The sequence below is a fragment of the Oceanobacillus locisalsi genome (assembly GCF_042675985.1).
Lineage (GTDB): Bacteria > Bacillota > Bacilli > Bacillales > Amphibacillaceae > Oceanobacillus > Oceanobacillus locisalsi.
In genome coordinates, this window is record NZ_JBHTKK010000039.1 from 1 (window position 1) to 22,613 (window position 22,613).

The window sequence follows — 22,613 nt, forward strand, 5'->3', positions numbered from 1 at the left end:
ATGCCCCGCGGGTGAAAGTCATCATCCGTTCGTAAACTCACGGTGATTCCTTTATCTCAGTTGCTTCGGTCCAGTTGTTACGTTTTTAAACGACGCTTTCCGCTTTCCTTTCAGGAGTCAAAACGGTTCGCCTCCGCTAGTGGGATATTCTATACGTTTGCAATAGCTGAACAAATAAATGATTTCAGGCTGAAAAGCCATTATTTCATCTAACTTCATCAAGATGTTATTACTTCCAAGAGTTGTAGCATCCTATTAGAGCGCAGGCCAACCACGTAGACTCCTTAAGTGGTTTGCAGGCTAAAACTGTGACTCCTGGGGGTGCGCTTATTCACCCCATCGAAAAGAGTTGTGCATCGCAGGGCGAGCTGAAGCCGTCCCCTTGGAAAGCGAAGGGCTTTGCCGGAGTGGAAGCTATACACCATATCCTGTTCAAAAATAAAAAGATGATTGAACGAAAAGCAAGCATGGTAATAGAGATCATGTTCATCTTGGAGCAGCAAGGTTTATATGCTTATTCTTAGGTGTGAAAGTGGAGTTGTTATGAAAAGCATCCGGTAATAAATGATAAAGTACATGCTTCCTTGATATGATATACTTAAGAGAAATTTATTTGGAAAAGGAAAAATACGTCATGTCAGATAATGAAACAAGCCGGTTGATCAAAGGGGCGCTGCTTTTGAGTATCGCCGGTTTGATAAGTAAAGTGTTTAGTGCTGTTTACCGCATTGTCTTGCAAAACTTAACAGGGGATATCGGATTTTATATGTATCAGCAGCTTTATCCGTTGCTGGGCATTGCGATGATGCTTGCGTTGTATGGATTTCCTTCCGCTATTTCTTCCTTGACAGCAACTGAAATAGAAAAAGGAAAAACGTTGTCTTGGCAAGGATTTTATCGACCGATTCTTCTGATTCTCGGGAGTTTTCATATCCTGCTTATTGCGATAATTTATTTTACGGCTCCTTTATTGGCCTATTTAGCGGGAGATGCATCTTTTATCGGATTATATCAGCTTACAGCAGTGTTGTTTCTTGTTGTTCCTGTCCTGGCATTATTCCGAGGTATACAGCAGGGAAGATATGAAATGGCTCCAACGGCACTATCGCAAATTGGAGAGCAGTTTATTCGTGTCGGTACGATTATTGCGGGAGCGTGGCTGGTTAGCCGGGGCATTTTTCAAATATATGCGATTGGAACGGCAGCGGTACTTGCTTCATTACTTGGAAGTTTCAGTGCTCTCGCTATTCTGTTATTTTTCTATTATAAAAATCGATATGCATCCCATGCAGTAATGCAAGTTTCTCCCCGTGGAGAAACTGTTCCATGGAAGAAATATATAAAAACGTTGCTGTTATTCGGGATAGCTGCTGCGATGAATCATATGACGCTTTTATTAATGCAATTAGCAGATACTTTCACATTTGTACCAAAATTAATAGCAGAAGGAACCGGAGAAATAGCTGCAAAAGAAATGAAAGGTGTGTTTGACCGGGGACAGCCGCTGATACAGGTGGTGACGATTATCGGTTCGTCGATTGCTTTAGCAATCATACCGGCCATCAGTTATCAGAAGTTAAAAGAGCAGAGAAAACAGGTAATGAATCATATTCAAACAGCGTTGCATATCGGTATATTTATTGCCATTGGTGCTGTTATCGGACTTTTTATTATTTTTCCGGAAGTGAACCAATTACTGTATAAAAATACACAGGGAACAAGCGTGTTAAGAATACTGATTGTTGCGATTGCGATGTCTACGATCTCTATTATCGGTGCATCCATTCTGCAAAGTTTAGGAATGATTGTACGCACAGCTGTATTTATCGGTATTTCCTTTATCGTGAAGGTGTGCAGTAACCTGATTCTTATTCCACTGTTTGAAATGTATGGGGCGAGTATCGCAACTGTTGTCAGTTTGAGCGTGCTATTATTTCTGGTAGTTATGGAGCTTTATCGGAAGTTGCCCAATATGCCATTATTCCGTTCTGTATCATGGAAGAGTTTAATGATGGCAAGTGCCGCAATGGTTGCTTATCTTTTGATCATGCAAGGGATTTTTTCTGCTTTTGTGATAGAGATAAGGTGGCTCTTGTTTATATATGTGCTGTTTATATCGGCATCAGGAGCAGTGCTGTTCCTGTTTTTATTGCTGAAAACCGGTGGATTGACTGAATCACAGATTCGTATTTTACCAAAATCAGCGTACTTGTTACGTATTTATCACGGGAGGAAACAACTTTGAAGCAAATAGAGGTTATCGGGCTGGGCGCAGGTGATTTAGAACAGCTGCCGCTCGGGATATATCGAAAATTAATACAAACAAAACAAACCATTTATGCAAGAACATATCATCATCCGGTCATTCAGGCACTGGAAGAGGAAGGGATTTTTTTTACTTCTTTTGATCAGCTTTATGAAGAAGAAGCGCAGTTTGATACGGTATATGAGCGTATTACCAGAGAGTTGACAGAAACAGCGAAAACAAGTGATGAACCGCTTATTTATGCTGTTCCCGGACACCCTATGCTCGCAGAGAAAACGGTACAGCTTCTGTTGGAACAAGAAGAAGTAGACGTATCGATTGCAGGGGGTCAAAGCTATTTAGATGATGTATTTACCGCCATGCAGATTGATCCTATCGAGGGATTCCAATTTGTAGACGGGACAGATTTCAGGCGTAATCAACTGCAACTACGTCAACATATATTTGTATGCCAAGTATATGATGCTTTTATTGCCTCGGATGTCAAGCTGACTTTATTAGAGGATCTGCCGCCTGATTATACGATTTATATCGTCGATGCAGCTGGAAGCAGTGCGGAAAAAATAACAAAAATCCCATTGGAAGCATTGGATCACACTATGGAGATCAGTAATTTAACCACTCTTTACATTCCTCCGGTTCCAGAAGGGTATCTGCATCATACATTTCCGTTTTTACGGGAGGTAATGGCAGTGCTTCGCGGACCCGACGGTTGTCCTTGGGATAAGAAGCAGACCCATGAATCGTTGCGTTATCATACGATTGAAGAGGTTTATGAGTTGATTGAAGCCATTGATGAAGAAGACGATGACCATATCATAGAGGAGCTTGGCGATTTGCTGATGCATGTTTTATTGCATAGCCAAATTGGCGAGGACAATGGTTATTTTACAATTGATGATGTGATTCAGACGATTTCCGATAAAATGATTTATCGTCATCCACATGTATTTCAAACAACAGCAGCAGATACGGAAGAAGCAGTGCTGGAAAACTGGGAAGAACTGAAAAAGCAGGAAAAAGGAAAAGACAGAGAGTCCGTGCTTGATGGTATCCCTTCTTATCTGCCTGCTTTAACCAAGGCATATAAGCTTACTTCAAAAGCAGGTCGTGTCGGATTTGAATGGAAACATGTCGGAGAAGTCTGGGATAAATTGAAGGAAGAAATAGATGAAGTAATGGAAGCGATCGAGGAAAAGGATGCTGCAGATGTAGAAGAAGAGCTGGGAGACGTATTATTTGTCTTGGCGAATATTTCAAGATACTATAAAGTACATCCTGAAGTCGCATTAGAACGTGCTAACCGAAAATTCAGCAGCAGGTTTCGATATATAGAGAAAAAACTGCTGGAAAACAATCAAACACCACAAAACGCTTCTCTGCAGGAAATGGATAATTACTGGGACGAAGCTAAAAAATCAAAAATAGGAGAGGATCAGGAAGATGAGATTAGATAAATTTTTAAAAATATCCCGTATCATTAAACGCCGTACAATGGCCAAAGAAGTTGCAGAGCAAGGAAGAATTACTGTGAACGGGAATCAGGCGAAAGCATCCACTGTCCTTTCAGAAGGAGATGAACTCGTGATTCGATTTGGACAAAAGCGGGTTACGTTAAAAGTAAACTCCTTGCGTGAAAATGTCCGCAAAGATGAAACAGAAACATTATATACAATTTTAAAAGAAGAGAAATTAGAGCAGTAGAAATATAGTTCAAAAAGTTGCCAAATTAGAAGCAAGAAGATCAAGGCGACATGTTTTTTCCGAACGGACTTCCACAGGATGTGGTGATTTCTACGTTGCCCACAGGACGTGGGCGTTCTTAGTAGAAGATCCTCTATGCTTATCATACGTGATTATCGGAAAAAAACACGTCAACGCAGAGATTCGCAGCTTATCATTTAGTGACTTTTTGAATAACCCTTAGAAAGAGTTCTATACTTGTCCCTCCCGTCATAAACTATTCATGACAGGGAGGGTTTTTATATGAATTATTATGAGAATAGGGATGTACGAAATCATACGGAACCAGAGCATACGGTAAAAGTAGACAAACGAAAAAACCTTGAAATTACGGGCGTCAAAGAAGTGGATAGTTTTGATAATGAAGCATTTCTCTTAGAGACGGTGATGGGATATTTAATTATTCGCGGACAGAATTTGCAGTTGAAAAATTTAGATGTGACAGAGGGGATTGTCACTATTAAAGGAAAGATATATGAGCTTTCCTATGTAGATGAACAGCAACAGGAGAAAGCTAAAGGCTTCTTTAGCAAGATATTCCGATGACGTTATCTACCCAGTTTTTAACACTCCTTACCATGATTGTAAGCGGGTTTTATTTAGGCGTTATTCAGGAAACCTTCCGCCGCTTCACGGTATATTGGAAGGGGCGGTTGTTTTTAACTTATTTTTTAGAAATATTATTCTGGATGACACAAGCTGGCATTTTATTTTATATATTATATCGAGTGAACCAGGGAGAGCTCAGAGTTTATATCGTATTAGCGTGTCTCCTTGGTTTTTCTGTTTACCAGGCTTTGGCCAAACAAACGTACAAAAATGTATTGGAGTACGCCATTCAAGTTTTTAAAACCATCTATCGAGGTATAGAAAGATTACTGAAACTTTTAGTTATTTCCCCTTTACAGTGGATATTCTTGATGTTTTATCGTATGATAAAAACAATCCTGTTTGGCGTTTTCAAAATAATCGCATGGCTGTGCCGATTTTTATTTACCCCTTTCCGATGGGTAGGAACAGCAATTTATCGAATTTGTCCCTCATCGATTCAAAATTTCTTTCTGCACGTAGCAGGATTTTATAGTAAAATAAAGAATATAATTAATAAATACGTGTTTAAAAAAGATGATTAAAGGAATGTATTCATTTAATTTTTTAAACATCATTCTTAATGAATGCAGTCTTAGCAAAGGAGGTAAAAGCTGTGGAGGAAAAAGAGGAGAAAGTGACCAAGCTTTCATCTAAATCCGCGAACCAGTACGATGCATACATAGAGAGACAGAACAGAAAAAAACAGCGTCTTACCAGAAGGCTGGTAATGTATGCAATCGTCGTTGCTGTTATCGTAGGAAGTATGTCCATTTATCATTTTAATCAGCGTGCGCTGAAAGCAGAAAAAATGGAAGAATACGAACAGTTGGAGCAGGAGCTTGCAGATCTAAATCAGCAGGAGACGGATTTAAATAATGAAATTGAGAACTTGAAGGATGAAGAATATGTTCTTGAGATTGCCAGAACGAACTATTTCTTCTCTAATGAAGGGGAATTAATATTTAAATTACCGGATGAAGCCCCATCATATTGACACTTTTTATTTTGATTAATATACTATATATTGAAGAACATTTAATCTTTTAAGGAGGAGCATTTCTTTTATGTCAATTGAAGTAGGCAGCAAGCTGCAAGGAAAGGTAACCGGAATCACTAATTTTGGAGCTTTTGTGGAGTTAGAAGAAGGAAAAACAGGTCTCGTTCATATTAGTGAGGTTGCTGACAATTATGTAAAAGATATTAATGAACATTTAACGGTAGGTGATGAAGTGACCGTTAAAGTCATTAATGTTGAGAAGGATGGCAAAATTGGCCTGTCCATTAGAAAGGCGAAAGATCGCCCGAAAGTACGTCAAAAGAGTCAAAAAGAACGCACAGAGAACTTCGAGTCCAAAATGAATCGTTTCCTGAAGGATTCCGAGGATCGTTTAGCCTCTTTGAAAAAGCATACCGAATCAAAGCGTGGTGGCCGGGGTGCAAGAAGAGGATAGCAGTTGCTGTCTATGAATAATGCTCTATGGATAGATGAAGAAGCAGGGACGTTGGTTCCTGCTTCTTTTATGCCTTTTGCAAAAAAAAGCTCATTTCCAAATTTGGAAATGAGCTTTTTTCATACTTATTTAAAATAGCGGCGGAGGGGATCGAACCCCCGACCTTACGGGTATGAACCGTACGCTCTCGCCAGCTGAGCTACACCGCCATGTAAAACCGACAAGAAGAATCATACAACAGACTATATAAAGTGTCAATACCTTCTGGATATATTTTGCTCCTAAAAGTCCGTTATTTTTTATGAAAAGGGTTTAAAAAGGTTGCTTATCTTGTCGAGTGTATGAAAAAGAACTACTTTTCCACTCATTTTTTCTACAAATGATGTAATAATATCTAAAAAGCTGCGGAGTGATAAAAACATAAATAGAAAGAAGTTTCTTCCGGTAAAAGCTTGCCTCTTCTATACGGCAGTCAGAAATAGACAGCTGTTTTCATCCGCACCCTTTTTGCAAAAACAATGTTAACTTACCAAAATTACGTCGAACGATTTTTTGAAACCGCTATGTTTTTTTGACAAAAAAAGAACCCTGCTTGTGTTTTACTAGTTGGAAAGATAGGAGTGGATAAAATGATAGGTTCAATTCCAAGGGTGGAGTCAGGAAGCATTGCAATCGAGAAAGCGGGCAAAAAGAGAAAGTGGAGAGAACAGATTACGTCGAAGGTGAATCATATCTTAATTGCGCAAGGCTGGTTATTTTATATTACCGGTTTCTTATTGGGACGAGCTGTTATTTTGCAGACGGTGTCTCCGTTTGCGGTAGCGTTCATTGCCAGCATGTGGCTTGTCCACCGGGAAAAATCATTCCGGTCTATGATTGCTGTGATTTTAGGGGCAGTAACCTATTCCATGCAGCATGTGATTTATATTTTTCTTGCTTTTATCTTATTTATCTTTATATCGGCAGCAGTAAAGTCTATTAAAAACCAGCAATGGGTGCTGCCTATTACTGTCTTTTTGGCAACGAGTCTGCCAAGAATGTTTCTCTATTCTATTCAAGGTACGATATCATCCTTTGAGTGGATGATGTTAGCCGTTGAAGGAATACTTGGAGTTATTCTTGTACTTATATTTATGCAAAGTATTCCGTTATTATCACCAAAACGTTATAAACCTGCTTTGAAAAGTGAAGAAATTGTCTGCTTAATTATTCTGATTGCTTCGGTATTAACTGGATTTATTGGCTGGGAGGTATATGGTGCATCGCTGGAGCAGGTGTTTTCCAGATACTTTGTCTTAGTGTTTGCATTTATTGGCGGAGCGGCAATTGGGTCGACGGTGGGGGTTGTTGCAGGGATGATTTTATCTCTGGCCAATGTTGCCAATCTGTATCAGATGAGTTTACTGGCATTTTCAGGGGTGCTTGGCGGTTTGTTGAAGGAAGGCAAGAAACCCGGGACGGCGGTGGGTCTCCTAATCGGGACAGGTTTGATTGGTGTGTACGGGGAAAGTGTGGCGCTATTACCGTCGTTAACGGAATCACTGATGGCCGTGATTTTATTTCTGCTGACACCTGCGTCCTGGTTTGAGCAGATTGCCCGTTATATTCCGGGGACAGAAGCATACACCAATGAGCAGGAACAGTATTCGCAAAAGGTGCGTAATGTTACAGCCAAACGTGTGGAGCAATTTTCAAGTGTTTTTGAGGCATTGTCCAAAAGTTTTGCTGTAACAGATAGGACGATGAGCGATGAAAAATGGGAGGAAAAGCGGGATACCGATTACTTTTTAAGCCAGGTGACAGAAAAAACATGCCAGGGTTGTTTTTTAAAGAGTAAATGCTGGCAGAAAGATTTTGATAAAACCTATTCGCTGATGGAAGCGATGAAAGAGAATATAACTGCCGGGGAAGAACCTCACCGCAATATCGTGAAGCAATTTGAAAATCATTGTGTGAAACCGCGGCAGGTAATGGAAGCCATGCATTCGGAAATGAGCTTCTATGAGGCGAACCAACAGCTTAGGAAACAGGTAACAGAAAGCAAGCGTTTGGTTTCTGATCAGCTCCAGGGAGTATCTGATGTGATGAATGATTTTGCCAAAGAAATATTAAAAGAACGGCAGCATCATGAATTACAGGAGTCGCAAATTGTTCATGCACTTAAGGAGATGGGCATTGAACTCGTTCGTTTGGATATTTATCACTTGGAGAAAGGGAATGTAGATATTGAATTGACGACAAGTTTTTACGAATATCACGGGGAAGCGGAAAAATTGATTGCGCCCATTCTTTCCGAACTGCTCGATGAAATGATTGTTGTAAAGGATGAAGATATTTCTGCTTTCCCATATGGCTACAGTCACTTTGTCTTCAGTTCGGCCAGGGAGTTTACCGTAGAGACGGGGGCAGCAAATGCTGCGAAAGGAGGGGGGATTGTATCCGGAGACAGCTTCACCACGATTGAACTCGGTGCCGGCAAAGTTGCTATGGCTATCAGTGACGGTATGGGGAATGGGAAACGTGCCAAAGAGGAGAGTGCAGAGACCCTGCGCTTGCTGCAACAAATTTTACAAACAGGTATAAGGGAGAAAGTTGCAATTAAAACAATTAATTCTATCCTCGCCTTACGTACAACCGATGAAATGTTTGCAACGCTTGATTTAGCGGTTGTTGATTTGCATAATGCGTCTGCTGAGTTTTTAAAGATTGGCTCGACACCAAGTTTTGTCCGCAGGGGGAATAACATGATAAAGATAGAGGCAAGTAATCTGCCAATGGGAATTATAAAAGAGTTTGATGTCGATATCGTCAGCGAGCAATTAAAGCCGGATGATTTATTAATTATGATGAGTGACGGGATTTTTGACGGACCGAAAAATGTAGAAAATATCGATATTTGGTTGAAGCGGAAGATCAAAGAAATGGATACGGAAAATCCACAGGAAATTGCTGATTTACTATTGGAAGAAGTAATTCGTACTCGATCAGGCAATATCCATGATGATATGACGGTGTTAGTTGCCAAAGTACAGAAAAATACACCGAAATGGTCGAATGTGCCGGTTCATAAAGGGAAGATGGTTATGATGTAGACATGCAGATTTATATACTTCTCTCTATCAAATCATTAAATAGATGTATATAGAAAATATAATTTGGTGATGATGGTAATGGAAGTTGAGGAGGTATATAAAAAATGAAGGCGGGAACATTAAAACAAATTTTGCTATTAACAGATGGTTGCTCTAATAAAGGAGAAGACCCGGCAATCGTCGCCAATTTAGCGCATCAGCAAGGAATTACAGTGAATGTGATTGGTATTTTAGATGATGCTCAGACAGAACATCCGGAAGGTCTTGAGGAAGTGGAAGATATTGCGGTATCCGGCGGCGGGATCAGCCAAATTGTCTATAGCGAGCGCTTATCTCAAACGGTACAGATGGTGACAAGACAGGCAATGACGCAAACACTGCAAGGTTTTGTCAATAAAGAGCTGCGCAGTATTTTAGGAAAAGGTCAGTCTATGGAGGAACTGGAACCGGATAAACGCGGTGAGATTATGGAAGTCGTTGAAGATTTAGGCGAAACCAGTGATTTAGAGGTCGTTGTTCTTGTTGACAGCAGTGCAAGTATGCGTGATAACTTAGAAACGGTGAAGGAAGCCCTTTTTGATTTATCGATGAGTTTAAATGCTCGTGTCGGGAAAAATCGTTTTTGTATTTACCGGTTTCCGGGAAGACGAAGTGATATTGAACTTGTACTTGATTGGGCACCAAGACTGGATGGAATTTCTAAAGTTTTCCCCAAACTGACAAGTGGCGGGATAACGCCGACTGGTCCGGCATTACGTGCAGCGATGTACCAATTCAGCAAAAAGCAGCTACGGAGGAATTCGGATGAAGAACCATTCGACGTGGAAGAAACCGGCTATTAGTTTACATGCCCAGCAGCAGGTAATTGGGAAGTGGCATCAAAAAACGTACACCGTTATCCGGAAAATTGGTGAAGGGGCGATTGGTACGGTGTATCTCTGCCTGTATCAAGGACATTCTGTTGCGTTAAAAGTAAGTGAACAGGATGCAGCTGTAACGGTGGAAGTCAATGTGCTCAAAGCGTTGAAAAAGGTTCAAGGATATCGCCTTGGGCCTTCTTTATTGGATGTGGATGATTGGAAAGCTCCTAATGGGAAAGTGTATTCCTTCTATGTGATGGAATACATGGAAGGGCAAAAACTGGGTGATTTTATTCAGCTGAATGGAAAGAAGTGGCTGGGCCCCTTAATGGTTCAGCTGCTGGATGATTTAGAACAGCTCCATCAGGCAGGCTGGGTCTTTGGCGATTTAAAAACGGATAATATTGTTGTAGAGTCGAATCCGCCGAGAATCCGTTTGGTAGATGTAGGCGGGACAACAAGGATGGGACGTTCGATAAAAGAGTATACTGCTTTTTTTGACCGCGGATACTGGGGGCTGGGTACACGCAAAGCCGAGCCGGGTTATGATTTATTTGCTGTTGCGATGGTGTTTCTGCATATTTACTATCCGCGTCGGTTTGATCGTATATCAGGAGAGTCTTCCGAGAAACTGCTGGAGAAAAAGTTGTATCGTGCCAGAGATTTACAATTGCTGTATCCAATTCTAAAAAAAGCATTAAAAGGGAAGTACACTGCCGCAACAGAAATGAAAAGGGACGTTATTGGTAAGATCAAACAGGTGCAGCCCAGACGCAGTCAATATCGACAAAAGACGCAGCAGAAGAAAGTTTATCCAGTGAAAGAATCGCTCAGTATTTCTTTGGTGGCTTCTGTGTTTTGGATTATTTCTATGCTGTTACCCTGATATCAAAAAAGATGCGTCGTTTGGCGTTCTCTCTTTTGAACCGTTTCTTAAAAAGGAGTATGATAGAAGCGTAGACAAAATACAGTTTTTTCGGGTTGAGAATGACCGTAAGACAGGCGGGAAATCTGGATGGAGGAAGAATGAGATGGAGAAGGAAGTGTGTGCCTTTATTGAAAAGCATCAATTAATTCAAAAACATACTACTGTTCTTATTGGTGTTTCAGGAGGGCCGGACTCGATCGCGCTTTTACATTTCCTTTATAAACAACATTTAAAATGGCAGTTGGATCTGACAGCTGTAACAGTAGATCATCGATTGCGCGGAGATTCTGCAGCGGACTGCCGATTTGTTGAAGAAATTTGCCGGGAATGGGGCATTCCTTGTGTGGTGAAAACAGTAGATGTCAGGCAGTACCAAAAAGAAATGGGTGTCAGTGAAGAGGTTGCTGCGCGCGAATTACGTTACAGTGTATATGAAGAGCTGATGTATGAAAAAAAGGCAGATGCTTTGGCTCTTGGCCATCATGCCGATGACCAGATTGAAACGATGATGATGCGGATGGTGAGAATGGGAACTTCGAATGCTTTCAAAGGTATTCCTGTAAGGCGCGATTTTGCCGAGGGTGAAATCATCCGTCCTTTATTAGGTACAACCAAAGATAACATCCTTACTTATTTGGAAAAGTATCTATTGAGCTACCGGGTGGATCAAACAAATGCGGATGATTCGTACACGAGAAATGACTACCGTAAAAATATTGTTCCGCTATTGAAAGAGAAAAATCCAAATATGGCAGAGACAATACAGACGCTTAATGAAACATTATCTCAGGATGAAATCTATTTGCAGGAACAGGCTGAAGCAATGGTGAATAAAGTAGTGGAATTTCGCGGAGAGAAGCGGGAAGTTTGTTTTGCTGCAGAAGCTTTTTCAAAGTTTCCTCATGCTTTACAAAGACGTGCCTTTCATCTAATATTAAATTATCTGTATGGAACCTTACCTAAAGACCTATCTTATATCCACGAAGTAAATTTTTTTGACCTGTTAAGGCGCCGGAATGGAAGCTTGAGTATGGATTTTCCTTTAAGGCTCCGTATGACAAATACATATGGGCAAATATATCTGCAATTTGGTCATCAGCCATCCAGGAAGCAGGCTCATGCTTCTTTATTGACAGTTCCTGGCGAAGTACAGCTTTCTGATGGAACAAGGGTCGAGGCAACGATGATGAAAGAACCCCTAAAAGAGGATGAAAATTCTTTTGTTTTTCCGTTAGACGCTGTTTTATTACCACTACATATCCGAGTAAGAAAAGCGGGAGATCGTATGTCTGTAAAAGGGATGAATGGTTCTAAAAAGGTGAAGGATATTTTTATAGATGCTAAAATACCAAAAAATTTGCGGGATAATTGGCCGATTATTACGGATGATAAAGGGGACATTCTTTGGGTAGCCGGTGTAAAAAAAGCGGAGATTGCACAAAATGATAAAGGAAGGCATGTAAAGCTGACGTTTAGCCCGATACAAAACTAGGAGGAGAAAATAATGGTGCAAGGAACAATTCATAACGGAATTGAAAAAATTTTAATCAGCGAGGAAGAAATTCAGAATAAATGCAAGGAGCTGGGCGCTATATTAACAGAAGAATATGAGGGCAGGTTTCCTTTGGCAATTGGTGTGTTAAAAGGCGCATTGCCATTTATGTCTGATATTCTCCGCCGCACAGAAACCCATTTAGAAATGGATTTTATGGATGTGTCAAGCTATGATGGCGGTACATCTTCCACAGGAGAAGTAAAAATTGTGAAGGACTTGAATACAAAAGTCGAGGGACGCGATATTATTATCGTGGAAGATATCATTGATAGCGGGCTTACTTTAAGTTACTTAGTAGATCTGTTTAAATATCGTAAAGCGAACTCTATCAAGATTGTGACTCTTCTTGATAAACCTGCCGGGAGAACAGCGAATATTAAAGCCGATTTAATTGGTTTTGAAGTTCCGGATGAATTTGTTGTCGGTTATGGTTTAGATTATGCAGAAAAATACAGAAACCTTTCTTACATTGGTGTGTTAAAACCAGAAGTTTATGGCGGCTGAAAAGAAAAGTGATACATTCTGAAATACGGATGAGCTGTAAACCACGCCACGCAGAGCCAAAGCTTTTCCTTCGTGAACAGTGTGTAAATTTGATAAAATAATCTGGAGAACATCCATAGGCATTTTGCAATCATTCGATTCATAAAATCTTGTGTTTACAGAGAGTTTGAACTTCTGAAACACGGTAAAAAAATAATTCGTCAAAAATGGTTAAATTATTTGTATAAAGCGAATTTACTATGATACGATTTACTATAGTTTTTCCCATTTGGGAGGAGGTAAGCAATGAATCAGATATTTCGTAAGGTCTTCGTATACGTACTCTTGTTTATTATCATTATTGGTGTAATCAGTGTATTTAATAATCCGAGCGAAGATCAGGAGCAGTATGATGTACAGCAATTTATGAGTGCTTTAAATAATGGTGAGATTCAGGAATTGACCTTTCAACCATCACATGGAATTATCCGTTTAACGGGAACGTTAATGGATGATGAAACAGAATTTGTGGCTCAGGTGCCAGATAACGATGAACTTGTTTCACAAATCACAGAGACAGCAAGCAGTCAAAGTGAACTAACGGTTGAAGAAGAAGAACAGCCAAGTCCTTGGCTTACATTCTTAACTGGAATTATTCCATTCCTATTAATCGGTCTATTCTTACTATTTATCCTTAGTCAGGCACAAGGCGGCGGTGGCGGCGGCCGTGTTATGAACTTCGGTAAGAGTAAAGCAAAAATGTACTCTGAAGATAAGAAAAAAGTCCGCTTTAAAGATGTTGCAGGTGCTGACGAAGAAAAACAAGAACTTGTTGAGGTCGTGGAATTCTTAAAAGATCCGCGTAAATTCTCGCAATTAGGTGCACGTATTCCAAAAGGTGTCCTTCTTGTAGGTCCTCCGGGAACAGGTAAAACATTATTAGCGAAAGCAGTTGCGGGCGAAGCAGGAACACCGTTCTTCTCCATCAGCGGTTCCGATTTCGTTGAGATGTTCGTCGGTGTTGGTGCATCCCGTGTTCGTGATTTGTTTGAAAATGCGAAGAAAAATTCACCATGTATCATCTTTATTGATGAAATTGATGCCGTTGGCCGTCAGCGTGGAGCTGGTGTTGGCGGTGGACATGATGAACGTGAACAAACATTAAACCAGCTATTGGTTGAGATGGACGGATTTGGAGCAAATGAAGGTATTATCATGATTGCTGCAACAAACCGTGCGGATATTCTTGACCCTGCCTTGCTGCGTCCGGGACGTTTTGACAGACAAATTATGGTAGACCGTCCGGATGTGAAAGGGCGCGAAGCTGTTCTTGGCGTACACGCAAGAAACAAAACAATGGAAGAGACAGTTGATTTACGCACAATTGCTATGCGTACACCAGGATTCTCTGGTGCAGATTTAGAGAACTTGCTTAACGAGGCGGCATTAATAGCTGCCAGAGCGGATCGTAATAAAATCAGCCAGCTGGATATTGATGAAGCAATTGACCGTGTTATTGCAGGTCCGGCGAAGAAAAGCAGAGTTATTTCTGAAAAAGAAAGAAATATTGTTGCCCACCATGAGAGTGGTCATACAATCATCGGTATGGTACTTGATGATGCGGATGTGGTCCACAAAGTTACGATTGTTCCTCGTGGCCAAGCAGGCGGTTATGCTGTCATGCTTCCAAGAGAAGACCGTTACTTCATGACAAAACCGGAGTTGTTTGATAAAGTCACTGGTTTACTTGGTGGACGAGTTGCGGAAGAAATCATGTTTGGGGAAGTGAGTACCGGTGCTTCCAATGACTTCCAACGTGCAACAAGTATTGTGCATAAGATGATTACCGAATTTGGTATGAGTGATAAGATTGGCCCGCTTCAATTCAGTAGCGGCGGCGGCGGAAATGTGTTCCTTGGCCGTGACATTCAAAATGAACAAACCTATTCGGATTCCATTGCACAAGATATTGACCAAGAAATGCAGAATTTCATTAACTATTGTTATGATCGTGCAAAAACTATTCTGACGGAGCATAAAGAGCAGCTGGAATTACTTGCGCAGACATTATTAGAAGTGGAAACATTGGATGCAAAACAAATTAAGTCTCTATTTGAAAATGGAACACTTCCGGAACCAGAAGAGGATTCCGATGATGTAAAAGTAAGTATCCACTCTCAAGAAGATGACGATAAAAAAGGTCTTTCTTTTGAAGAAGCAAAAGAAAAAGCAGAAAGTAAATCCAATGCTTATATTGATGATTCGATTATGAATAGCGATTCTGACGAAAATGAAACACCTGAATCTGATTTTAATTCGGAGGAAAATACAGAAAAAGATTCTGATTCCGATTCAGACTCCGATTCAGACCGCAAAAACTAAGCATTTGGAAAAACGATATAAAAGAAGCAGCCAGGGAAGTAGAAAGGCTGCTTCTTTTTTTCGCAGTATCCGCGCTTTTTGTTTTTGCTGAAAAAAAGTATGTTATATTAAAAGTTGGGAAGTAAGAACAACACGCTTTTGCTCAGAGGTCGGATTCACCTGACAACAGGATGAATCCACCACTGTTTTTAGGGAGACGTACGGTTGAAAGTTTTATATTCCAGCGTATAAAGGAGGCGAAGAGAGCAGTGTTCGCTTTCAAAGCTCCTTTAATAAATACCAGGTTTTCCAAAGAAATAAAGGAAGGTATGATGTATAGATGTTATTTGTGCTTGATGTAGGGAATACCAATACTGTACTGGGCGTTTTTGATAATGACCAATTGAAGCACCATTGGCGTATCAAAACAGATCGCTATAAGACAGAAGATGAATTTGGTATGCTTATTCATTCTTTATTTGAATATAAAGGCATCCAGTTTAAAGATATTACAGGTGTTATTATTTCCTCTGTTGTACCGCCTATTATGTTTGCTTTAGAGAAAATGAGCCGGGATTATTTTAATATAGAAGCAGTAGTTATTGGGAAAACTTCTTATGACAGGCTGATAAAAATGAATTATCCAAACCCTTCTGAAGTTGGAGCGGACCGGATTGTTAATGCGATAGCAGGTATTGAGAAATACGGTGCACCGTTAATTATTATTGACTTCGGTACCGCAACCACGTATTGCTATGTGGATGAAGAAGCAAGGTATGCTGGGGGGATTATTACGCCAGGTGTGAATATTTCAATGGAAGCCTTAAATACAAGGGCTTCGAAACTGCCAAAAATTGAAATTCAAAAACCGCAGCATGTGATTGGTTCTTCTACAGTCGAGGCAATGACATCCGGTGTTTTCTACGGCTATATTGGACAGATCGATGGACTGGTAAAAAGGATGAAACAAGAAAAAGGGACAAACCCTACTGTTATTGCTACAGGCGGTTTGTCAAAATTGATTGCACATGAATCGGAAACGATTGATGCTGTTGAATCCTATTTAACGTTAAATGGACTGCACCTTATTTATAATAAGTATGGCAACTGATTGCAGATACTGGAAAGTCTGTTGATTACATCAAAATGGAGGAATGATGATAGTGAAAGATTATATTATTAAAGCAACAACAGATAATGGAATGATTCGCGCCTATGCAATTACGTCTACAGATACAGTAGAAGAAGCTCGCAGAAGGCAAGATACATGGGCAACAGCTTCTGCAGCGCTGGGTCGTACGATTACCATCACAGCTATGATGGGAGCGATGTTAAAAGGAGATGACTCCGTTACGGTAAAAGTAATCGGAGGCGGACCGCTCGGTGCAATCGTTGCAGATGGTGATGCAAAAGGTCATGTGCGTGGATATCTGACCAACCCGCATGTCGATTTTGATTTAAATGAAAATGGCAAGCTGGATGTAGCGAAAGCAGTTGGGACAGATGGAAATATCAGTGTAATCAAGGATTTAGGGATGAAAGACTATTTCACAGGGGAAACGCCGATTGTTTCCGGTGAGATAGGGGAAGATTTCACGTATTATTTTGCAACTTCTGAGCAAGTTCCGTCAGCAGTAGGTGCAGGAGTTCTGGTTAATCCGGATTTGAGTATTTTAGCTGCAGGCGGTTTTATTGTACAAGTTATGCCGGGAGCAGATGAATCAGCTATTGAGCGGTTAGAAGATCGTATACAATCTTTCCCTGCTATCTCTACCCTTATTCGGGAAGGAAAATCACCTGAAGAAATCCTGTATTCTTTATTTGATGAAGAAAATGTCAATATATTGGAGAAAGAGCCCATTGCATTTCAATGTAAATGTTCGAAAGAAAGACTTGCGAATGCTATCATTGGATTAGGTGACGAAGAAATTCAGCAAATGATTGATGAAGATCACGGAGCAGAAGCAACCTGTCATTTCTGCAATGAGCATTATACTTTTACAGAAGAAGAGTTAGAGGAACTGAAACAATCTTAGAAAAGGCAATCCTGATACAGAACAGAAGTATCAGGGTTGTTTTTACATAAACAAAATCAGATGTTATATTCATCTGATTTTGTGGAATAGAAAAAATAGGCATTTTTTTTTGGCTTTAGGATTGACATTTTGGCTATAAAGAAATACATTATATATAAATCTTATAAAAATACTTGGTTTTTAGGAGGGGTTATATGACAGTTGTAAATAACATTTCAGGTTTAATTGGGGAAACACCAATTGTAAAGCTCCGTAATATTACGGATGAGAATAGTGCAGATGTATATGTAAAATTAGAATTTATGAACCCGGGAAGCTCAGTAAAGGATCGTATTGCAGCAGCAATGGTTGAAGCTGCAGAAGAATCTGGGGACTTAAAACCTGGAGATACCATCATTGAACCGACCAGCGGCAACACAGGAATCGGTTTAGCAATGGTTGCTACGGCGAAGGGTTATCAGACCATTCTTGTTATGCCGGATACGATGAGTAAAGAGCGCCGTAATTTATTAAAAGCTTATGGAGCAAAATTGGTGTTAACGCCTGGAGCCGAAGGGATGAAGGGTGCTATTGCGAAAGCTAATGAATTACAAGAAGAAAATGACTATTTTATGCCGCAGCAATTTAATAATCCTGCTAATCCAGAGATTCATGAAAAAACAACAGGTAAAGAAATTGTAGAACAGATGCCGGACGGTCTGGATGCTTTTATTTCCGGTATTGGAACAGGCGGAACAATTACTGGAGCAGGGAAAGTACTTAAAAAACATTATAATGATGTGAAAATTTATGCTGTTGAACCTGAAGATTCTCCCGTACTCTCAGGCGGAAATCCTGGCCCGCATAAAATTCAGGGGATTGGAGCAGGTTTCACACCGAAAGTGCTAGATACGGCTATTTATGATGACGTTCTGCCGATTGGAAATGAAGAATCTTTTGAAGCAGCACGTAAAGTTGCTACTACCAATGGCATTTTGGGAGGTATTTCTTCCGGAGCGGCAGTTGCTGCAGCAGTGAAAGTGGCGAAAGATTTAGGTAAAGGCAAGAAAGTTCTGGCTATCCTGCCTGATAACGGCGAACGTTATCTTTCTACACCGCTTTATCAATTTGAAGATGACGAATAAAATAATAAGAAGAAAAAGAAATCAACTTTAAACGGTTGGTTTCTTTTTTTATGTTCTTCTTTTTAACTGGCGCTCCCCACTTTTTTTCTGTCACTTCTTGAGGTAGGATGTAGAATAGATATATTTTTAATAGGAAAGAGGCGGAAAAACGAGTCATGCTTGTAAAAGAATTTCAATTAGATTTAAGTAAACGGACGCATGTGATGGGGATATTAAATGTCACCCCGGATTCTTTCTCGGATGGCGGACAATATACAGAGATGGAAAAAGCAATTGCCGGAGCAAAGAAAATGGAGGAAGAAGGAGCAGATATCATTGATATCGGCGGGGAATCCACTCGTCCGGGCCATACTCCTGTAGGCGCGCAAGAAGAGTTGGAGAGAATTATTCCAATTGTTAAGGCTCTAAAAGATTCTTTGCAGATACCTATTTCTGTCGATACGTTTAAATCGGAGGTAGCAGAGCAGGCTGTTAAGGCTGGTGCTTCTATGATAAATGACATTTGGGGTGCAAAAAAGGATCCTGAAATTGCAAAGGTTGCTGCACGTTATCAAGTGCCGCTTATTTTAATGCATAACCGGACAGATATGAATTACAGCGATTTTATAACGGATGTGAAAGCAGATTTACAAGAGAGTATTTCGATTGCAAAAAAAGCAGGTGTAGCGGATAATCAGATTATTCTTGACCCTGGTATCGGTTTTGCGAAAACAATGGAACAGAATCAGTATATGATTAAAGAACTGCAAGAACTGCAGATATTTGGATATCCGCTGCTTCTGGCGACGTCACGAAAAAGATTTATCGGTGATATTTTAGATGCTGCAGCGCCTGAAAGAGATATTGGTACGGCGGCAACAACAGTCGTCGGGATTGCTAAAGGGGCACAAATTGTCCGTGTCCATGATGTGAAAACAAATCTGGAAGCAGCAAAAGTAGCAGACGCGATTTACCAGACAAAGCTGTAGATGTTATTTATGAAGAATAGATTTAGCAGGAAGGATGGACACGAATGGATAAAATCATTTTAAAACAGATGCAGTTTTATGGATATCACGGGCTTTTGCCGGAAGAAAATACACTGGGACAACGTTTTAATGTTGATGCCACCCTTTATCTGTCGCTAAAAAAAGCGGGGAAATCAGATGCAATGGAAGATTCGATACATTATGGAGAAGCATATGAAAACATAAAGCACGTTGTGGAGAACAGATGCTTTCAATTAATTGAGGCAGTGGCAGAGACAATTGCGGAGGAGCTTTTTGCTTCTTTTAGCTCGTTGGAAGCATGTTCGATTGTGGTGACAAAACCGGACCCGCCGATTCCAGGTCATTATGAATCGGTATCTGTAGAAATTAATAGGGAGAGAGCAATATGAACCAAGCATTTATCGCACTTGGAACAAATATTGAACCAAGAGAAGCGTATGTAAAGCAAGCATTGGACTTACTGGATGCAAATAAAGATATAACGATTCAGAAAAAATCCTCTGTATATGAAACAGCTCCGGTTGGATATCAAGACCAGGCAGAGTTTTTAAATATGGTAGTAGAGCTGCAAACCAGTTTATCATCCATGAAGTTGCTTGATGTTTGCCAGCAGATCGAAAAAGAACTCGGGAGAAAACGCAATATCCGATTTGGACCGCGGACCATAGACCTTGACATTTTGACATTTAATCATGAAAATAGTAAAGTAGAAAGATTGATTATACCGCATCCTCGCATGCATGAACGGGCTTTTGTATTAATCCCGCTGACGGAAATCGCCCCGGCTTTACCTGTACATGGAAAGTCAGCAGAAGCTCATTTAAAAGAACTTCCAGAGCAGGATCATGCGGATGTCCGGCTGTGGAAGGAAGAGATATAAAAAGCAGCGGAGGTTATTCTTCGTAAAGATAAAGCAGTCACTGTTTTAATAATCAGGTTAGAAAATAGTCTATTAATTATTTGGAAGTGGAGTGGTAGAAGTGTCAGAAGAATTAAATGACCATATGCAGGTAAGACGAGATAAGCTTGCGGAATATATTGAAAAAGGATTAAATCCATTCGGCGAAAAATTTGAACGCACCCATTTATCACAAGATTTAATTGAGAAATATGATCAGTTTTCCAAGGAAGAACTGGAGGAAATGACAGATGAGGTGACCGTCGCGGGGCGTTTAATGACAAAACGCGGAAAAGGAAAAACTGGATTTGCGCATATGCAGGATGTGAGCGGCCAGATTCAATTATATGTCCGTAAAGATGCTATCGGTGAAGAAGCATATGAAATATTTAAATCAGCAGACTTAGGTGACATTGTCGGTGTGACAGGTGTCATGTTTAAAACAAAGGTCGGAGAATTATCTGTTAAAGCGAAAGAATTTCATTTATTAACAAAATCTCTGCGTCCTTTACCGGAAAAATATCATGGATTAAAAGATATTGAGCAGCGCTATCGTCAACGTTATCTGGATTTAATTACAAATCCGGAAAGCAGAGATACGTTTGTCGCCCGCAGTAAAATTATTCAAGCCATGCGGGAATATTTAAATGCTCAAGGGTATTTAGAAGTGGAAACACCAATGTTGCACAGTATTCCAGGCGGAGCATCCGCACGTCCATTTATTACACATCACAATGCGCTAGACAGGGAATTGTATATGCGAATCGCGATTGAATTACACTTAAAACGTCTAATTGTCGGCGGGTTAGAAAAAGTGTATGAAATTGGTCGTGTTTTCCGTAATGAGGGGGTGTCAACAAGGCATAACCCTGAATTCACAATGATTGAATTGTACGAGGCATACGCAGACTACCATGATATTATGGATCTTACCGAAAATTTAATTGCACATATTGCAAAAGAAGTATTCGGAAAAACTACAATTCAATATGGAGACCATGAAGTAAATATGGGGTCTCAATGGACAAGAATGCACATTGTAGACGCTATTAAACAAGAAACGGGTGTAGATTTCTGGCAGCATTTATCAGATGAAGAAGCACGCGATTTAGCGAAGGAACACAACGTTGAAATCACAGATGCAATGACATTTGGTCACATAGTAAATGAATTTTTCGAGCAGAAGGTAGAAGAAACCCTTATTCAGCCTACATTTATATTCGGACATCCTGTAGAAATATCTCCTCTAGCTAAAAAGAATACAGAGGATGAACGTTTTACAGACCGTTTCGAGTTATTTATTGTAGGAAGGGAGCACGCTAACGCCTTTAGTGAATTGAATGACCCAATTGATCAGCGTCAGCGTTTTGAAGCACAAGTAAAAGAAAGAGACCAAGGAAATGATGAAGCACATTATATGGATGAAGATTTCCTAGAAGCATTAGAATACGGCATGCCTCCAACTGGCGGTTTAGGCATTGGAGTAGACCGTTTGGTTATGCTGTTAACGAATTCTCCTTCCATTCGGGACGTACTATTATTCCCGCAAATGAAAGACCGTGAATAAAGTGAAACTTCCTTTAATGAGATTTTCAACGGGCGAAATTATCTGGCAGGACAAGTAAGCGCGATTCTGGCCAGTTACATGACAATAAATTATTATGTTGCGTTATAAAGAGCGCCGGCGGTAAAGAAAATTGCTGTCGGTGCTTTTTATATATGAAGGATAAAGGTAATTGGAAATCTTTATGAAAACCGGTATGTAAAGATTTTGTAAAGATGCTGCAATAAAAAGAATTATAGAAATATTTATCTTATGCAATTTTATTTTAAAAAATGCTTGCTTTCAAATTGGAATCATGATAAATTAATTATCGTTGCATTAAGCAATGCGCATCACACAAACGATTCAACAAGTTAACGACAAAATAAATTTTAAAAAGTTGTTGACAGGGAAATCATAATGTGATATATTAATAAAGTCGCCAAATTGAGGCGAAGAAATACAAATTGCTCTTTGAAAACTGAACAAAACAACCAGTACGAAAGAAGAAAGACAACCTCGTTTTTCTTAAAAAAGTCAGTAATGACTTCTGAAAGCTAAGAAATACAAACACTTTTATGGAGAGTTTGATCTTGGCTCAGGACGAACGCTGGCGGCGTGCCTAATACATGCAAGTCGAGCGCGGGAAGCGAACGGAACTCTTCGGAGGGAAGTTCGTGGAACGAGCGGCGG

20 protein-coding genes, 1 tRNA gene and 1 rRNA gene are annotated in these 22,613 nt (G+C 40.1%); 21 read left to right on the forward strand and 1 reads right to left on the reverse strand.

Annotated features, from left to right (window positions below):
- The first annotated feature begins 634 nt into the window (after positions 1–634).
- The 7 genes from ACFQ19_RS19365 to ACFQ19_RS19395 all read left to right on the forward strand — a co-directional run bounded on the left by ACFQ19_RS19365 (position 635) and on the right by ACFQ19_RS19395 (position 6,051).
- Entirely contained in the window at positions 635–2,245 is a 1,611-nt protein-coding gene (locus tag ACFQ19_RS19365; protein WP_379594406.1) for a putative polysaccharide biosynthesis protein, read from the forward strand.
- Positions 2,242–3,723, forward strand: coding sequence for a bifunctional methyltransferase/pyrophosphohydrolase YabN (locus ACFQ19_RS19370; RefSeq protein ID WP_379594408.1), 1,482 nt, complete (start codon positions 2,242–2,244; stop codon positions 3,721–3,723). The genes ACFQ19_RS19365 and ACFQ19_RS19370 overlap by 4 nt, the downstream gene beginning before the upstream one ends.
- Positions 3,710–3,970, forward strand: a complete 261-nt coding sequence (locus ACFQ19_RS19375) for an RNA-binding S4 domain-containing protein (RefSeq protein WP_379594410.1) — start codon at positions 3,710–3,712, stop codon at positions 3,968–3,970. Before ACFQ19_RS19370 ends, ACFQ19_RS19375 begins: the two co-directional genes overlap by 14 nt.
- 282 nt (positions 3,971–4,252) lie before the next feature.
- Positions 4,253–4,555 (forward strand): sporulation protein YabP, encoded by a 303-nt coding sequence (gene yabP / locus ACFQ19_RS19380; protein WP_379594412.1) that lies wholly within the window; start codon positions 4,253–4,255, stop codon positions 4,553–4,555.
- Positions 4,552–5,142 (forward strand): spore cortex biosynthesis protein YabQ, encoded by a 591-nt coding sequence (gene yabQ, locus ACFQ19_RS19385; protein WP_379594413.1) that lies wholly within the window; start codon positions 4,552–4,554, stop codon positions 5,140–5,142. Before yabP ends, yabQ begins: the two co-directional genes overlap by 4 nt.
- 71 nt (positions 5,143–5,213) lie before the next feature.
- Complete coding sequence (locus ACFQ19_RS19390) at positions 5,214–5,594, forward strand: FtsB family cell division protein (RefSeq protein WP_379594415.1); 381 nt, start codon at positions 5,214–5,216, stop codon at positions 5,592–5,594.
- 70 nt (positions 5,595–5,664) lie between these two features.
- Complete coding sequence (locus ACFQ19_RS19395; RefSeq protein WP_080871805.1) at positions 5,665–6,051, forward strand: S1 domain-containing RNA-binding protein; 387 nt, start codon at positions 5,665–5,667, stop codon at positions 6,049–6,051.
- Positions 6,052–6,186: 135 nt separating this feature from the next.
- Here ACFQ19_RS19395 and ACFQ19_RS19400 read toward each other — a convergent pair.
- Positions 6,187–6,260 (reverse strand) — tRNA-Met (locus tag ACFQ19_RS19400).
- 420 nt (positions 6,261–6,680) lie between these two features.
- Between ACFQ19_RS19400 and spoIIE the strand changes: the two genes are divergently transcribed.
- The 14 genes from spoIIE to ACFQ19_RS19480 form a co-directional block, all read left to right on the forward strand.
- Positions 6,681–9,143 (forward strand): stage II sporulation protein E, encoded by a 2,463-nt coding sequence (gene spoIIE / locus ACFQ19_RS19405; RefSeq protein WP_379594417.1) that lies wholly within the window; start codon positions 6,681–6,683, stop codon positions 9,141–9,143.
- Between the two features lie 104 nt (positions 9,144–9,247).
- A complete protein-coding gene (locus ACFQ19_RS19410) occupies positions 9,248–9,985 on the forward strand; it encodes a hypothetical protein (protein ID WP_379594419.1) in 738 nt (245 codons plus the stop codon).
- A complete protein-coding gene (locus ACFQ19_RS19415; RefSeq protein WP_379594421.1) occupies positions 9,948–10,889 on the forward strand; it encodes a protein kinase domain-containing protein in 942 nt (313 codons plus the stop codon). The genes ACFQ19_RS19410 and ACFQ19_RS19415 overlap by 38 nt, the downstream gene beginning before the upstream one ends.
- Positions 10,890–11,034: 145 nt before the next feature.
- Positions 11,035–12,423, forward strand: a complete 1,389-nt coding sequence (tilS, locus tag ACFQ19_RS20355; protein ID WP_449290094.1) for a tRNA lysidine(34) synthetase TilS — start codon at positions 11,035–11,037, stop codon at positions 12,421–12,423.
- A 12-nt stretch (positions 12,424–12,435) separates the two neighbouring features.
- A complete protein-coding gene (gene hpt / locus ACFQ19_RS19435; protein ID WP_379594423.1) occupies positions 12,436–12,990 on the forward strand; it encodes a hypoxanthine phosphoribosyltransferase in 555 nt (184 codons plus the stop codon).
- Positions 12,991–13,275: 285 nt separating this feature from the next.
- Complete coding sequence (gene ftsH / locus ACFQ19_RS19440; RefSeq protein ID WP_379594424.1) at positions 13,276–15,351, forward strand: ATP-dependent zinc metalloprotease FtsH; 2,076 nt, start codon at positions 13,276–13,278, stop codon at positions 15,349–15,351.
- A gap of 319 nt (positions 15,352–15,670) precedes the next feature.
- On the forward strand, positions 15,671–16,441 hold the full coding sequence (locus tag ACFQ19_RS19445) for a type III pantothenate kinase (RefSeq protein ID WP_379594426.1): 771 nt from the start codon (positions 15,671–15,673) through the stop codon (positions 16,439–16,441).
- A gap of 52 nt (positions 16,442–16,493) precedes the next feature.
- Positions 16,494–17,366, forward strand: coding sequence for an Hsp33 family molecular chaperone HslO (gene hslO, locus ACFQ19_RS19450; protein ID WP_379594440.1), 873 nt, complete (start codon positions 16,494–16,496; stop codon positions 17,364–17,366).
- Between the two features lie 194 nt (positions 17,367–17,560).
- Positions 17,561–18,490: a cysteine synthase A gene (gene cysK / locus ACFQ19_RS19455; RefSeq protein WP_379594428.1), complete on the forward strand. Its 930-nt coding sequence runs from the start codon at positions 17,561–17,563 to the stop codon at positions 18,488–18,490.
- 155 nt (positions 18,491–18,645) lie between these two features.
- Complete coding sequence (gene folP / locus ACFQ19_RS19460; RefSeq protein ID WP_379594429.1) at positions 18,646–19,458, forward strand: dihydropteroate synthase; 813 nt, start codon at positions 18,646–18,648, stop codon at positions 19,456–19,458.
- Between the two features lie 44 nt (positions 19,459–19,502).
- A complete protein-coding gene (folB, locus tag ACFQ19_RS19465; protein ID WP_379594431.1) occupies positions 19,503–19,868 on the forward strand; it encodes a dihydroneopterin aldolase in 366 nt (121 codons plus the stop codon).
- Positions 19,865–20,359 carry a 2-amino-4-hydroxy-6-hydroxymethyldihydropteridine diphosphokinase gene (gene folK, locus ACFQ19_RS19470; protein ID WP_379594433.1) on the forward strand — a complete coding sequence of 165 codons (495 nt, stop codon included), beginning with the start codon at positions 19,865–19,867 and terminating at the stop codon, positions 20,357–20,359. Before folB ends, folK begins: the two co-directional genes overlap by 4 nt.
- A 100-nt stretch (positions 20,360–20,459) precedes the next feature.
- The gene (gene lysS / locus ACFQ19_RS19475; protein ID WP_379594434.1) at positions 20,460–21,944 is read left to right on the forward strand and encodes a lysine--tRNA ligase; all 1,485 of its coding nucleotides are present in this window, start codon (positions 20,460–20,462) and stop codon (positions 21,942–21,944) included.
- Positions 21,945–22,495: 551 nt separating this feature from the next.
- Positions 22,496–22,613 (forward strand): 16S ribosomal RNA (locus tag ACFQ19_RS19480); the annotation flags it as partial.